The sequence below is a fragment of the Dactylosporangium sp. NPDC005555 genome, assembly GCF_040605635.1.
Lineage (GTDB): Bacteria > Actinomycetota > Actinomycetes > Mycobacteriales > Micromonosporaceae > Dactylosporangium.
Genome location: NZ_JBEXDG010000001.1, coordinates 29,919 through 44,345, shown reverse-complemented (window position 1 = coordinate 44,345; position 14,427 = coordinate 29,919). Strand labels below are relative to the sequence as shown.

Below are 14,427 nucleotides of genomic sequence, written 5' to 3'. Positions count from 1 at the left end.
GACGTTAAGGTCTGCGATCGGTCGATCCGGTGTTGGGCGGCGAATGCTCAGACTGGAGCGAGAAGTTGAGTTTGTGTTTCGGCTCCCGCGGCCGCCTCTGCCATTGGGCTACACCGCCACGAGTGGCGGCAGGAGGAATCGAACCTCCACATTGACACCGCGCGCACCTGTCAAACTGAGCCTCAGGTTCAGCCTGCGCTCCTTGCGCACCGCCGATCCTAGCCGTCAGCCGAAGAGGAAGCGAAACACTTTCTCGCCGGCCTCCTGCTGCACGACCTCCGCGGCGTTGGCCTCCTCGCGGGCGAACTTCACCGCGGACTGGAGCTTCTCGACCCGCTCGACCAGCTCGTTGACCCGCTGCGCGGGCAGCGCGCCGGAGAACTTCAAGGTCTTCCAGTAGCCGATGACGACGTCCTCGTAATACACCTCGACCTGCGCCGGGTGCTTCTCGGTCGCCTCCGCCTTCACGTGGTTGCGCGGGATCTTCTTGGTGCGGGTGGTCTGCGTCGGCTCGGTCGCGTAGCAGTCCGCGGAGGCGTCATAGGCCCACGACTCCGACGCGTCCAGCACCGGCAGCTTCCGCACGAACGTCAGCAGGTCCACCAGCTGCTTCTCCAGGAACAGCAGATAGGACACCGGGACGTCGCGCAGCAGCGGCGTGCCGTCGACGACGACGTCGGCGCGCGCGACGCAGTTGGTCCAGTCCTTCGTCGCGGTCACGTCGAAGAGCCGGGTCAGGATAGTGGCGGTCTGCCGCATGATCTCGTCGGCCTTGACCTGCACCCGGGTGGACTCGGGCGGCAGCTGCTCGCCCTCCTCGTCCTTCGGACGATAGGTCCGTGCGATGCCGGCCAGCAGTGCGGGCTTCTGCAGCACGTGGTGCGCGTCGGTGAGTTCCTGGAAGGAGCGCGACTTGACGCCCTTCTCCACCGCGATGATCTGATTGAGCTTCGTCATAATGCGCAGAGTGTACGAGCCGGGTACGACGAAAATCATCTGAAAAAGTGGGGCCGGTGAGAGTCGAACTCACACTGGCACGGACCTAAACCGTGTGCCTCTGCCATTGGGCTACGGCCCCAACCTCGTGACCGGCCATCACTTTACTCAGGCCAGGCGAGTGATCTCCACCGTGACCCCGAGGTGTTCGCTCGGCGCGCCGTGATAGACCCCGCGCAGCGGCGGGACGTCGTCGTAGTCGCGGCCGCGGGCCACCACCACGTGCCGCGGGCCGACGGGGACCCCGTTCGTGGGATCGAACCCGGTCCATTCGCCGGCCCACCATTCGACCCAGGCGTGGCTCTGCCCGGCGACGGTCTCGCCGACCTCGGCCTCGACCTTCGGGTGCAGGTAGCCCGAGACGTACCGGGCCGGCACGCCCCTCGCCCGCAGCAGGCCCACCGTCAGGTGCGCGATGTCCTGGCACACGCCCTTGCGCAGCTTCCACGCCTCCTGCGCGCTCGTCTGCACGCCGGTGGACCCCGGGACGTAGGCGACGTTCTCCCGTACCCAATGCGACAAGGCCTCGGCGGATGCCTGCGGCGACCTGCCGGCGATCGCGTCCCACGCCTCGTCGACGAGTGCCTCGTCGACGGCGGTCAGCGGGCTCTCCGTCAGCAGCTCCGCGTGCGTGTCGAGCACGGCGGGCGTGGCGAGCTCCGGCCAGGTCAGGTTGACGACCGGCAGCGGCGGCGGGGACACCTCGACCAGGCTGCTCGACACGACCCGCAGCTGCTGGTGCGGCCGGTGCAGGTCGAACGCGGTGACCTGGGTCGCCCAGTAGTCGTAGTAGCGGTAGGTGGTGGCACCAGGCGTCACCTCGACCTGGCTGAACAGCGTCGTCTGCCACGGCAGCGTCATCGGCGTCAGCCGCGCCTCGTTGTAGGAGGCCGAGACGTTGCCCGCGTACCGGTAGCCGGTGACATGCCTGATCTTGAGACGCCAGCTCATGCCGCCACCTCCGCTGCGCTCCGGCGTCGGCCTGAGTCGATGCTGTTACATGATGAGCGGCCCGAGCCGCTTCGCTGGCCGCTCATGCCGCCACCTCCGCTGCGCTCCGGCGTCGGCCTGAGCCGGAACTGTCACACGATGAGCGGCCCGAGCCGCTTCGCTGGCCGCTCATGATCCACCCCATGCGACGGTGCCCCAGGTGACGGGCGTGGACTGCGGGAAGTAGCGGGCCGTGATCGCCGCGCTGGCCGTGGCGCAGGTCTGCTGCAACGCCCGCAGGTGCTGCGACAGCTCGGCCAGCAGGGTGGTGGTGTCGGCGTACTCGAGGCGCGTCCTGATCTGCCCGATGGGCCGCCGGGCCGCGTCGGTCACGCCGGCCCGCTCCGTCGTCGGCGCCAGATCGCGCAGGCACTGCTCGGCGGTGCCCAGCGCGTGCAGCGCGGACCGCGGGAACAGCCGGTCGAGCAGCAGGAACTCCGTCACCCGCTGCGGGTCGAACGTGCCGCCGTGGGTGCGCAGGAACGCCTCGTCGGCGCCGCAGGAGCGCAGCACGGTCCGCCAGCCGGTGACCTCGTCGGTCGTGTTGGTCTGGATCGACAGCAGCCGGGCGGTCATGTCGACGCGCTCCAGGCTGCGTCCGAGCACCAGGAACCGCCACCCGTCGTCGCGGCTCATCGTGGATTCGGCGAGCCCGGCCAGTACCGCGGCACGCTCCCGCACGTAGCTCAGGAACACGGTCGGTCCGAGCCGTTCGGCGGCGACCCGGCGTGAGGCGAGGGTGTGCCACGTGACGTTGAGGCATTCCCACATCTCGCTGGAGATCGTCTCACGTACCCCGCGCGCGTTGTCCCGTGCGGCCACGATCGCGCCGGAGATGGCGCTGGGGTCCTCGGCGTCGAACGCGAGCAGCTCGAGGACGTCGCCGGTGGTGATCCGGCGGTCCTGCGGCGCGGGAGCACCGAGCACCGACATCAATGTCCGGCACGCGGCGTCCTCGTCGGCCCACGGGTCCTCCAGGAGTCGGCCGAGGAACGCGTCGAGGATTCGGGCGGTGTCGTCGGCGCGCTCGATGTAGCGCCCGATCCAGAACAGGGACTCCGCGATACGGCTGAGCACGGCCCCTCCTACTGCTGTCCGGCGAGCTGGGCGGCGACCGGTCCGCTGTCGCGGGGTCCGCCGGCCTCACGTGGCTCCGGCACGACCTTTGCGCGTGGTGCCACCGGCGCCGGGTCGGAGTGGTGCGCGAGCACCCAGGTGTCCTTCGAGCCGCCGCCCTGGCTGGAGTTGACGACGAGCGCGCCCTCCGGCAGCGCGACGCGGGTCAGGCCGCCGGGCAGCAGCCAGATCTCGTTGCCGTCGTTGACCGCGAACGGCCGCAGGTCGATGTGGCGCGGCGCGACCCGGTCCCCGAGCAGCGTCGGCGACGTCGACAGCGCCACGGGCCGCTGCGCGATCCAGCCCCGCGGGTCCTTCTCGACCAGTTTCCTGAGGCCCGTCAGCGTCTCCTCCGACGCCTGCGGGCCGATCACGATGCCCTTGCCGCCGGCGCCGTCGACCGGCTTCAGCACGAGCTGGTCGAGCCGGCCGAGCACGTCGTGCAGGACGTCCGGGTCGCGGTCGTCCAACCGGTACGTCTCGACGTTGTCGATGAGTGGCTCTTCCGACAGGTAGTACCGGATCAGGTCCGGCACGTACGTGTAGACGAGCTTGTCGTCGGCGACGCCGTTGCCGACCGCGTTGGCGAGCGTGACCTGGCCGGCGCGGGCCGCGTTGACGATGCCCGGGCAGCCGATCACCGAGTCGGGGCGGAAGTGCAGCGGGTCCATGAAGTCGTCGTCGACCCGCCGGTACACCACGTGCACCGGGCGTTCGCCCTGCGTGGTGCGCATCCGGACGCGGTTGCCGCTGCAGACCAGGTCGCGGCCCTCGACGAGCTCGACGCCCATGAGCCGGGCGAGCAGCGCGTGCTCGAAATACGCGGCGTTGTAGACGCCGGGGGTCAGCACGACGACCGTGGGGTCCTCGACACCCTCCGGCGCCGCCGCCCGCAGCGCCGCCAGGAGCCGTGCCGGGTAGTCGTCGACCGGCCTGACCCGCGCCTCGGCGAAGAGCGCCGGCATGGTGTGGGTCAGGGCGCGCCGGTTCTCGATCACGTAGGACACCCCGGACGGGATGCGCAGGTTGTCCTCCAGGACGCGGAACCTGCCCTCCTCGTCCCGGATCAGGTCGACGCCGCTGATGTGCACCCGCACGCCGTTGGCCGGCTCGATGCCATACGCCTGGCGGTGGAAGTGCGCGCTGGTGGTGATGAGTTTGCGGGGCACGACGCCGTCGTTGAACACCCGACCGGCGCCGTAGATGTCGGCGAGGAACGCCTCCAGGGCCTTGACCCGCTGCTGGACGGCGGCCGTCAGCAGGTCCCACTCGTGGGCGTCGAGGATGCGGGGGATCAGGTCCAGCGGGAAGGGCCGCTCCTCGCCCGCATAGGCGAACGTCACCCCCCGGTCGGTGAAGACCCGGGCCAGCTGGTCGGCACGGAACCGCAGATCGGCCGGGGCGAGCGGCTGTAGCGCGGCGAACAACGAGCGATACGGCGAGCGCGGCTGACCGGGGCGCTCGAACATCTCGTCCCACGCTTCGAACATGGCCCCGGACATCGAGTAGTCGTCGAAGATGTCCGCCATGACGAGAGCCTAGGCACGATCGGTTTCAGCCGCATTACCGATGTGTTCTGCCCGCCGATCTTGCCGTCAGTCCAGGCCGAGGTCCCTCCGGAGCTTCGCCACGTGCCCTGTCGCCTTCACGTTGTAGAGAGCGCGCTCGATGTGACCCTTCTCGTCGACGATGAAGGTCGAGCGGATCACGCCCAGCACGGTGCGCCCGTAGTTCTGCTTCTCGCCGAACGCGCCATAGGCCTTCAGCACCGCCCGGTCGGGGTCGGACACGAGCGGGAACGTGATCGCGTCGCGCTCGCGGAACTGCGCCAGCTTGGCCGGTGAGTCCGGCGAGATGCCGATGACCTCATAGCCGGCGGCCTGTAAGGAGGCGAGATTGTCACGGAAGTCGCACGCCTGCTTGGTGCACCCGGGGGTCATGGCCGCCGGATAGGCATAGAGGACGACCTTGCGCCCTCGGAGGTCGGCGAGCGACAGGGGCTCGTCGCGATCTGTCTGCAACGTGAACTCGGGGGCCGTGTCACCCGGCTCCAGGCGTGTCGTCGTCATGGACCGGGACTCTATCGCGTGGCTGTGACATCCACGGCGGCGGATAGCATTACGTCCCCGCGTCGTGACGGATCGTATAAACTCGACCCCCGCGGCGGCATCGATCGGAAAACCGCGAAATCATGGGGTCCATGACCCGCCGCGCATGGTCCATCCCCCTGGCGACGCTCTTCGGGGCGCTGCTGATCCTGGTGCTGCCCGCCCCGCCCGCGAGCGCGCACGCGATCATCGAGCGCACCGCCCCGGTCGCCGGGACCGTCGTGGACCAGATGCCCGGCGAGATCACGCTCACCTTCAGCGAGCCGGTGCGGATCGTCGCCGACAAGATCCGTGTCATCGCGCCCGACGGCTCGCGCGCCGACACCGGCAAGCCCGTCGCCCGCGACACCGAGCTCGTCATCCCGGTCAGGTCCGGCGGGCCCAAGGGCACCTATCTCGTCAGCTACCGGGTCATCTCCGCCGACAGCCACCCCGTGAGCGGCGGCTACAGCTTCTCCTACGGCCAGGTCTCCGCCACCCCAAACACGAACGACGCCGGCGCAGACGTCAAGACCGACGCCGTGGTGAAGAACGCGATGTCCGTCGCGCGGTTCATCGGTTTCGCCGGCCTGGTCCTGCTGGTCGGCCCGGCCCTGGTGCTCTTCGCTCTCTGGCCCCGCCGGCTCTCCGCCCGCGACCCGGGCAGGCTGGCGCTGACCGGCACCGGGCTGCTCGCGTTCAGCGCCCTGCTGGAGTTGTACCTGCAGATTCCGTACACCTCGGGCACCTCGATCTTCGACGTGTCCTCGACGGCCGCGCGGGAGGTGCTCGGCACCCCGTTCGGTGCCGCGCACCTGATCCGCGTCGCGGTCGCGGTCGCCGTCGCGGTGCTGCTGCGCCCTCTCATCGCCGGGCGCGCCGGCAAGATCGACCAGACGCTGCTGATCATCCTCGGCATCGTCGGTCTCGCCACCTGGCCGATCTCCGGCCACCCGAGCGCCTCGCCGGTGCCGACGCTCACCGTCGTCGCCGACGTCGCGCACCTCGCGTCGATGGCGGTGTGGCTCGGCGGCCTCGTCATGCTGTTCGGGTTCCTGCTGCGCCGCGCCGACACCCGCGAGCTGACGGCCATCGTGCCGGTCTGGTCCGGTTGGGCGCTGCTGGCCATCACCGTGCTCGTCCTCGCGGGCACCGCCCAGGCCCTCGTCGAGATCGGCACGCTGGACGCGCTGACCGGCACGGCGTATGGCCAGCTGGTCATGGTCAAGGTCGGGCTGCTGGCGATCATCCTGGGAATCGCGGCCTATTCCCGCAGCATCACCAACCGGCGCTTCACGCCCGCCCCCGTTCCGGACCCGTCCGAGGACCCCGACGATGGATACGACTCCTTCGATGACACCGAGGAGGAGGTGGCGGACCCGCCGGCGGAGCCCGCGGACCGGGCCAGGCTGCGGCGCGCGGTGCTGATCGAGGTGCTGGTGGCCGTCGTCGTGCTCGGGTTCACTTCGGTACTGGTGCAGACGAGCCCCGCACGCAGCGTGCAGGCCGGTGACAACGCCGCCGAGGGCCCCTTCACGACGACGGTCACGACCAACCTGGTGAAGCTCGAGGTCGACGTCTCGCCCGGGAAGGTCGGCCCCAACACCGTCCACCTGTATGCCTTCAAGGCCGACGGCTCGGGCCAGCCGCAGACGGTCGTGGAGTGGAAGGCGACCGCGGCGCTCCCGGCCAAGGGCATCGAGCCGATCGTCCTGCCGACCCTGCCCATCACCCCCGACCACGCCACCGGCTCGGTGACGCTGACGCCGGCGGGGACCTGGGAGCTGAAGTTCACCGTCCGCGTCGACGAGCTCAACCAGACAACGATCGCCGTCCAGGTCCCCATCCGCTGACCCCCGCAGCCCGCCGCCGCCCGCTCCGCTCCCGGGCTGCGCGGACGATCCCCGGACACTCCCCGGCGTTCCGGCGGGATACGGCGGGCCGGCCGCTCGTTCCGCTTTCCGGGCGGTGCGTGGGCGGTGCGTGGGGGCGTGGGGCGTGGGCGGTGCATGGGCGGTGCGTGGGCGTGGGGCGTGGGGCGTGTCCACGTTGGCGGTGTGCGAGTGGCGCCGTCCTCACCCCACACGACACCCCGAAGATCGCCGCCCGAACCGTGGTACTTCCCGGTCCAGCCATCGACACCGGCCTCTTTCCCATGATCCGGAAGACTATGTGTCGCCAGAGCAGCACAAACTCTTCCGGATCATCAAGAACCCCGTCGAGGATCCGCGCGCGGCCTTGGTTTCGCTGGACGGTCGAGGGGAGCGTCCCTGCGTGAGGGCGGGTCGTCCTGTTGATCGCAGTGGTTTGTCGGGGTGGCTCGGTGTCTGGGTTGTGTGGGGGCTGGAGTGGGGAATTCTTTGCCGATCAGGGGGTTTGGTCGAAACAAGCTAATTCGAGCGCTTTTTGGCGGTATTGTCGGCTTCGGATTGCTGGGGGAAGGGGCCGCTGCCATGGTCGTGCGTCTGGTTCGGGCAGGTGTCGGCGTGCTGCTGCTGCTCATCGCGGTGCCGCTGGCGATTGCCGGTGGCGGACTCTGGGTGGCCATGGAGCATCGTGCCGCCGATGACACGTTCACGGCGCGGCTGGAGCGGTTGCGTTCCGGTGGGCGTGCTGTGGTCGTGCCTGACGTCGACGCGTTGCTGCGAGCCGATGCGCCGTTCGCGCGGGGTGGGCAGACGACGCTCAGCCTGTCGGCGGTCGGCTCCAGCGGCCCCCTGTTCGTGGGGCTGGCGCCGGACGAGGCCGTGCAGGAGTACCTCGACGGCCTCGTCCAGGCTCGCGTCTCGCGGGTCAGGCTGGCGCGCGGGCCGCTGCCGGTGGAGCTCACCGAGGTCGAGACCCGCGCCGCGGCGGCCACGGCCGCGCGGCCCGGCAGTGCCGCCGGACAGGTGCCGGGCAGCGGGCCGGCCGTGGCAGGTCCCGGGACCGCCGGCCCCGCTGTTCCTGGCGACCCGAACGCCGGGGCCCAGACCGATCCGAACGCCGGCGGTCAGGCCGACCCCGATGCGGGCGCCCAGACCGATCCGAACGCGGGCGGTCAGGCCGATCCCAGCACCGGTGGTCAGGCCGACCCGAATGCGACGGCCGGGCAGGCCGACCCGAACGCCGCGACCGGTGGGCCGGCCGACCCGAACGCCGCCGCGGGCGGCCCGGGCGCCGGTGACCCGAACGCCACGAGCAGCGCGACCGGCGCGACAGCGACCGGCGGCGGGAGTGCGGTGCCGCTGGCGGCGCCGGGGACGCAGGCGTTCTGGCTGGCGAAGGGTGTCACCGTCGGCGGGGCGGCGGAGCTGACCTGGTCGCCGTCGGCGATGCGGGGGCGGCACCTGGCCCTCGTCGTCATGAACGCGGACGGCACCGCCGGGATCAACGCCACGGTGACCGCCCGGCTCGCGCCGGCGTGGATCGGGCCGACGGCCGGCGGGCTGCTCATGCTCGGCGCGGCGTTGTTCCTGCTGGCGGTGCTGATCCTCGCGTGGCCGACGCGGCGCGCCGCGGAGCGGCTCGTGCTGCCGACGGTGCCGTCCCAGCCGACGAAGAGCCGGGTGAGCCTGCGCCGCAACCTGTCGACGCTGTCCGAGCCGATCGCGGCCCTGCTCAACCCCGTCGTCCCGAAGGAAACTCCGAAGGACACCAAGAAGAACACCACGAACGACACCGGCAGCCAGGCCGCCACGAAGGACGCCGCGAGCGGTGACGCCGTGCAGGACGCCACAAGCAAGGACGCTGCAAGCAAGGATGCCGCGAGCGGTGACGCCGTGCAGGACGCCGCAGGCCAGGACGTCGAGAACCACGACGGACGCGACGCGCACGTCGTCACGGTCGCGGTGACGATCGAGGCGACCGAGATCACCGTCGGCGAGGACGAGACCAAGGCCACAGCCGCGGACGACGGCAGGCCGGAGGTCGGGCCCGCCGCTGTCGAGGGCGGGAGCGCCGCGGTACACGCGGCGCGGCAGACGACGGGTCAGACCGAGCTGGACCGGCCCGCACCCGCCGGCGCGATCGATGACGAGGACCTGGCGCTGCCGCCGCTGCCGAAGCTGCCACCGATCGAGCTGCAGTTCACCTGGGCGCCGGTGGCGGTCGAGGAGGAGCCCGATCAGCAGGCTGACCAGCAGGAAAAGGCGGCTACAGCCAGCTGGCGGGCAGCCCGCCCGGCGGTCACGACCGAAGGATAAAGGTAACGAGGAGTCAGGGAGTGTGAGAAGTCGGCCAGATGAACACTAGGCTGTGGGGCGTGGGTGATCTTTTGGTCTGGATCGACTGTGAGATGACGGGGCTCGATCTGGGGAAGGACGCGCTGATCGAAGTGGCGGCGCTGGTCACGGACCCGGATCTCAACGTGCTGGGCGAGGGCGTCGACGTGGTGATCCACGCGGAGGACGCGCTGCTGGACGGCATGCTCGACGTGGTGCGCGACATGCACGCCAAGTCGGGGCTCACCGAGGCGGTGCGGGCCTCGGCCGTCACCGTGGCGGAGGCCGAGGACCTCGTCATGGACTACATCACCACCCACGTGCCGGATCCGCGCACGGCGCCGCTGTGCGGCAACTCGATCGCCACGGACCGGGGGTTCCTGGCGCGGGACATGCCGCGGCTGGACAACCACCTGCACTACCGGATGATCGACGTCTCCTCGATCAAGGAGCTGTGCCGCCGGTGGTATCCGCGGGTGTACTTCGGTCAGCCGCCGAAGGGCCTCGCGCACCGGGCCCTCGCGGACATCCGGGAGAGCATCCGGGAGCTGGAGTATTACCGCCGGACCCTGTTCGTCCCGCTGCCGGGACCGGACGTGGAGGCGGCCAAGGCGATCGGCGCGGAGCTGAGCCGGGAAACCGACACCCGGACGCGCTAACCCAGTCGACGAATCCCCGTGCCCATGCCCTATTATTGGCGAGCACGTTCATGGTGGCTGTAGCTCAGTTGGCAGAGCACCGGGTTGTGGTCCCGGGTGTCGTGGGTTCAAATCCCATCAGTCACCCCATGCGGTAGTTGAGCCCTGGTCCTAGGACCAGGGCTCAACTCGTTGCAGGGGCCGGGAGCCGGCGCCGCTGGACGAGAGAGTCCCGAGGCAGAGGCCAGCGCCTGTGCGGCCGCGATGGTCGACGTGCCCAGCCGGGAGTGCCCGGACCAGGACCGGAGGCACGCCGGCCGCCATACCCGCGAACGGGTCCGGCAGCGGCGCATCGACCGCGCTCCTGGCGGACAAGGTCTTCCGGATCACCGGTCGCTCGCCGGATCCTGGAGAACGAAACGGATCGTGGAGAACGAAACGGATCGTGGGGAGAACGAAACGGCGCGCCGCTCCACGTGCGGGAGGCGGCGCGCCGTCGGAAAGCGCGAGCGGTGCGTCAGTGGCGGCCGGCGTGGTCGGCCAGCTGGGAGAGGCCGGCGACCAGACCGCCGGCGAGGTCGCCGCCGCCGAAGGCCGCGGCCATCGACAGAGCGGCCAGCTTGGCCGCGCGGTCGGGGAGCCGGCGGCGTGCCTCGCCGCCGGTGATGATCTCCAGGGTGCGCTGGTTGGGCGACACCGCGATGAGGACCGAGTGCGCCGGGTCGGCGAGCTGGCCGTGCAGCTGCTCGGCGTGGCCGCGCATCGGGTCGGTGAGGTCGCCCACGTAGATGCTGAAGGTGAGGCCGGTCGACGAGTCGGCCAGGCGCAGCGCCTCGTCGAGGCGGAGCAGCTGGCGCGTGGTGAACGGGCCGTTCAGGACGTCGGGCTGGCCGATCAGGCCAGCTCCGTTACCACCGGTCACTTGCGCCTCCCATGACGTGCGGCTGCGCCCGGTCGCCGGACCATTCGGTCACGGCGGGCGCGCCGGCGGTCAGCTCGGCCCGCCGCGCACCGGTGAGCTCGCGGCCCGCCGCCGGCTCGGTCACCTGCTCGGGCACGGACAGGAACCAGACCGGCGTGAAGTCGAACGGCCTGCCGGGCCGGTAGCGCTTGTTGCGCCGGGCACCGCCGGCGTAGCCGGCGCCCGCGATGAGCACGATGATCGCGACCGGGATGCCGGCGAAGATCAGCGTCGTCTCGATGATGGACAAGCTCAACGCCCCCAGGCGTCGAAGGGACTAAAAGACCTGCTTCACGTTAGCGGGCCATGATGACCAGCGCGTTGCCGGGGGTGCCGCCGATCTTCGAGAAGATACGGTCAGGTGCATGGACCTCAGCCGCCGGTATGCCGAAACACGTGACGCACAGGACCCGATCGGTCACTTCCGCACGCGTTTCCACATCCCGGACGAGCGTCTGGTGTACCTCGACGGCAACTCGCTCGGCCGGCTGCCGCTCACGACGCGTGACCGGCTGCGCGACGCGATCGAGCAGGAGTGGGGCGGCGAGCTGATCCGCGGCTGGGACAGGTGGATCGACCTGGCCGGACAGGTCGGCGACGTGATCGCCGAAGGCGTCCTGGGCGTCGGCAGGGGCGAGGTCATCCTGTCCGATTCGTCCACGGTCAACCTGTTCAAGCTGGCGTCGGCGGCCCTGGACGCCCGCCCGGACAGGAGCGTCATCGTCACCGACGACGACAACTTCCCCACCGACCGTTACGTCCTGGAGGGGCTGGCCAAGGCGCGGGGACTGCGACTGCGCACGGTGGAGACCGACATCGACGCCGGGATCGACCCCGCGCGGATCGCCGAAAGTCTCGACGACGACGTCGCCCTCGTGTGCCTTTCGCACGTGGCGTACCGGTCGGGCGCGCTCGCCGACATGGTGGCGATCACCACTGCCGCGCACCGGGTGGGGGCCCTCACACTGTGGGATCTGTGCCACTCCGCGGGGTCGGTGCCGGTGCCCCTGCGTGAGTCCGGCGCGGACCTGGCGGTCGGGTGCACGTACAAGTACCTCAACGCGGGACCCGGCGCGCCCGCGTTCCTGTACGTCCGGGCCGGCCTGCAGACGGAGCTGCGGCAGCCGATCTGGGGCTGGTTCGGCCAGCGCGACCAGTTCGCCATGGGTGCGGGCTACGACCCTGTCGAGTCGATCGAGCGGTTCCAGGTCGGCACGCCGCCGGTCCTGGGTGTCTACGCGGTGCTCGAGGGTGCCCGGATCACCGCCGAGGCCGGCCTACCGAGGCTGTACGCCAAGAGTGCCGAGCTTTCGCAGTACGCCATCCGGCTCGGCGAAGGGCTCGACCTGGCCTCTCCGGCGGACCCGGCGCGGCGCGGCTCGCACGTGACCTTCCACCACCCGCAGGCGTGGCAGATCTGCCAGGCGCTGAAAGCGCAAGGGGTCATCCCCGACTTCCGCACCCCGCAGCGGCTGCGGCTCGGGCTGGCGCCGCTCTACACCCGCTTCGTGGACGTGTGGGACGGCATGGCGCGGCTCCGCGACATCATCGCCACCGGTTCCTACCGCGAGTTCGCGGCGGAGCCGGGGCGGGTGACGTGAGGCCGTCACGCGGCCAGTTGCTGGCCGTCCATCGGCATGTCGAGCCAGTCGGCCCAGCGCGGGTCGGGGGTGCGGTGGCCGAGGACCCGCCACGCGACGCCCTTGGGCGCATGGGGGCTGGCAAGCAAACGCCAGCCGAGTTCGGCTGGCGTTTTGTCACCTTTGGTGTGGTTGCAGCGGGCGCAGGCGGCGACGACGTTCTCCCAGGCGTGCCGCCCACCGCGGCTGCGTGGCATCACGTGGTCGATGGTCTCGGCGGGCCCGCGGCAGTAGGCGCACCGCCAGCCGTCGCGGGCGAAGATGCCCCGGCGCGACAGGCCTATGTGGGTGCGATAGGGGACCCGGACGTAGCGGGTGAGCCGGACCACGGAGGGGACCGGGAGCTCGTTCATCGCACTGTGCAGGATGCCCTCACCGTCGGCGACGCAGACCGCCTTCGAAGTGAGGACCAGAATTGTGGCACGTCTGACAGACACGACACACAGCGGCTCGTAGGTGGCATTCAGAACCAGCGCACCCGATACTCGTGCGGGTCGTATGTCAGGCATCGCCGTCCCCCTAGTGCGTGAAGGAAACTCCCTGGAGAAGGTCTGTGTGACGGGCCACCGAGGTGGGGGTCCGTGGGCTAATCGTCCCTGATAGATCCTCGGATTGCACGTACTATTTGCGGCCGGTGGGTGAACCTTCGGCCGAACCCTTGAGTGTTTGTCCCGATTAGTGGGGAGTTCCTTGTTGAGTAGCGCGCTCGTCCTGTCGCTGAAGCAGGCGCCAGATCCCGTCCCGAGCTGCTCGAACAACGACTTCTGCCAGTTCGTGTACGACCAGACCAAGATCACCTGGCTGGCCGAGAGCAGCTACTGGGTGCTGGTCAAGCCGCTCACCATCGTCGTGATCATCATCCTGGCGCTCCTGATCCGGGCGATCATCCATCGGGCCATCGACCGCCTGATCCGGCACACGGTGTCGGAGAGCGAGTCCGGCGGCTCGCTGCTGCGCCCGCTGCGCCGGCGGCTGCCCAACTCGCTCACCGCGCCCTGGGAGCGGCGCAACCAGCGGGCCCGCGCGCTCGGCTCGGTGCTGCGCAGCATCGCCTCGGCGGTAGTGTTCAGCATCTCCGCCATGCTCGTGCTCGGCGAGATCGGCCTCAACCTCGGACCGCTGCTGGCCAGCGCCGGCATCGCCGGCCTGGCGATAGGTTTCGGCGCCCAGAACCTCGTGAAGGACTTCATCGCCGGCTTGTTCATGCTCCTGGAGGACCAGTACGGCATCGGCGACGTGGTCGACATCGGCGAGACCGTCGGCACCGTCGAGGCGGTCGGCCTCCGGATCACCACGATCCGGGACGCGGCCGGCGTCGTCTGGTACGTGCGCAACGGCGAGATCGTGCGGGTCGGCAACAAGAGCCAGGGCTGGGCCGTGGTCAACATCGACGTGCCGGTCGGCTTCGTCGCCGTCGACCAGGCGACCGCGGTGCTGCGCGAGGCGGCCGCGGCCGTCGCGGACGACCCGGCCTTCGTCGACGACTTCATCGACCCGCCGACCGTGCTGGGCGTCGAGCAGCTCACCGTCGAGGGCGCGGTGCTGCGCACGACGGTGAAGACGTCGACCGAGGCGCAGTGGCGGGTCGGCCGGGAGCTGCGGCGCCGGCTCACCGAGGCCCTGGAGAAGGCCGGGATCGCCGCACAGATCAACGCCTCGCGGATGTTCATCCGCCCGCCCGCGGACACCGGCGCGGAATCCGATCAGGCAGGTCCGACCTAAGTCTGACCCTTAGGTGTGTTTGCCCGATCTTGCGGGCACTTGCGACCAGCCCTGCGGGTAGGGTCGCGCATCGGG

13 protein-coding genes and 2 tRNA genes are annotated in these 14,427 nt (G+C 70.3%); 6 read left to right on the top strand and 9 right to left on the bottom strand.

Annotated elements, in window-relative coordinates:
• Window positions 1-225: 225 nt before the first annotated feature.
• The 6 genes from ABZS58_RS00245 to bcp form a co-directional block, all read right to left on the bottom strand.
• On the bottom strand, window positions 226-957 hold the full coding sequence (locus tag ABZS58_RS00245; RefSeq protein ID WP_354775968.1) for a hypothetical protein: 732 nt from the start codon (window positions 955-957) through the stop codon (window positions 226-228).
• A 48-nt stretch (window positions 958-1,005) separates the two neighbouring features.
• Window positions 1,006-1,078, bottom strand: a tRNA-Leu gene (locus ABZS58_RS00240).
• 26 nt (window positions 1,079-1,104) lie between these two features.
• Entirely contained in the window at window positions 1,105-1,947 is an 843-nt protein-coding gene (locus tag ABZS58_RS00235) for a transglutaminase family protein (protein ID WP_354775966.1), read from the bottom strand.
• A 168-nt stretch (window positions 1,948-2,115) separates the two neighbouring features.
• Window positions 2,116-3,063, bottom strand: coding sequence for an alpha-E domain-containing protein (locus tag ABZS58_RS00230; protein WP_354775964.1), 948 nt, complete (start codon window positions 3,061-3,063; stop codon window positions 2,116-2,118).
• A gap of 8 nt (window positions 3,064-3,071) precedes the next feature.
• On the bottom strand, window positions 3,072-4,631 hold the full coding sequence (locus ABZS58_RS00225; RefSeq protein WP_354775962.1) for a circularly permuted type 2 ATP-grasp protein: 1,560 nt from the start codon (window positions 4,629-4,631) through the stop codon (window positions 3,072-3,074).
• Window positions 4,632-4,697: 66 nt separating this feature from the next.
• Window positions 4,698-5,171 (bottom strand): thioredoxin-dependent thiol peroxidase, encoded by a 474-nt coding sequence (gene bcp, locus ABZS58_RS00220; protein WP_354775960.1) that lies wholly within the window; start codon window positions 5,169-5,171, stop codon window positions 4,698-4,700.
• A 131-nt stretch (window positions 5,172-5,302) separates the two neighbouring features.
• Between bcp and ABZS58_RS00215 the strand changes: the two genes are divergently transcribed.
• From ABZS58_RS00215 to ABZS58_RS00200, 4 genes are all read left to right on the top strand, one after another.
• Complete coding sequence (locus ABZS58_RS00215) at window positions 5,303-7,042, top strand: copper resistance protein CopC (RefSeq protein ID WP_354775959.1); 1,740 nt, start codon at window positions 5,303-5,305, stop codon at window positions 7,040-7,042.
• A gap of 600 nt (window positions 7,043-7,642) precedes the next feature.
• Window positions 7,643-9,373, top strand: coding sequence for a hypothetical protein (locus ABZS58_RS00210; protein ID WP_354775957.1), 1,731 nt, complete (start codon window positions 7,643-7,645; stop codon window positions 9,371-9,373).
• A gap of 38 nt (window positions 9,374-9,411) precedes the next feature.
• On the top strand, window positions 9,412-10,050 hold the full coding sequence (orn, locus tag ABZS58_RS00205; RefSeq protein WP_354775955.1) for an oligoribonuclease: 639 nt from the start codon (window positions 9,412-9,414) through the stop codon (window positions 10,048-10,050).
• Between the two features lie 53 nt (window positions 10,051-10,103).
• Window positions 10,104-10,179 (top strand) — tRNA-His (locus ABZS58_RS00200).
• 367 nt (window positions 10,180-10,546) lie between these two features.
• Here the strand turns inward: ABZS58_RS00200 and ABZS58_RS00195 are convergent.
• Together ABZS58_RS00195 and ABZS58_RS00190 are read right to left on the bottom strand one after the other, a co-directional pair.
• On the bottom strand, window positions 10,547-10,951 hold the full coding sequence (locus ABZS58_RS00195; RefSeq protein WP_354775953.1) for a DUF5130 family protein: 405 nt from the start codon (window positions 10,949-10,951) through the stop codon (window positions 10,547-10,549).
• Window positions 10,938-11,240, bottom strand: coding sequence for a hypothetical protein (locus ABZS58_RS00190; RefSeq protein ID WP_354775951.1), 303 nt, complete (start codon window positions 11,238-11,240; stop codon window positions 10,938-10,940). Before ABZS58_RS00190 ends, ABZS58_RS00195 begins: the two co-directional genes overlap by 14 nt.
• A gap of 115 nt (window positions 11,241-11,355) precedes the next feature.
• Here ABZS58_RS00190 and kynU point away from each other — a divergent pair, with 115 nt between their 5' ends.
• The gene (gene kynU / locus ABZS58_RS00185; RefSeq protein ID WP_354775949.1) at window positions 11,356-12,591 is read left to right on the top strand and encodes a kynureninase; all 1,236 of its coding nucleotides are present in this window, start codon (window positions 11,356-11,358) and stop codon (window positions 12,589-12,591) included.
• Between the two features lie 5 nt (window positions 12,592-12,596).
• Here the strand turns inward: kynU and ABZS58_RS00180 are convergent, their stop codons facing one another.
• Window positions 12,597-13,139 (bottom strand): HNH endonuclease, encoded by a 543-nt coding sequence (locus tag ABZS58_RS00180; protein ID WP_354775947.1) that lies wholly within the window; start codon window positions 13,137-13,139, stop codon window positions 12,597-12,599.
• Between the two features lie 208 nt (window positions 13,140-13,347).
• Between ABZS58_RS00180 and ABZS58_RS00175 the strand changes: the two genes are divergently transcribed.
• Window positions 13,348-14,352 carry a mechanosensitive ion channel family protein gene (locus ABZS58_RS00175; protein ID WP_354776769.1) on the top strand — a complete coding sequence of 335 codons (1,005 nt, stop codon included), beginning with the start codon at window positions 13,348-13,350 and terminating at the stop codon, window positions 14,350-14,352.
• Window positions 14,353-14,427: the final 75 nt, after the last annotated feature.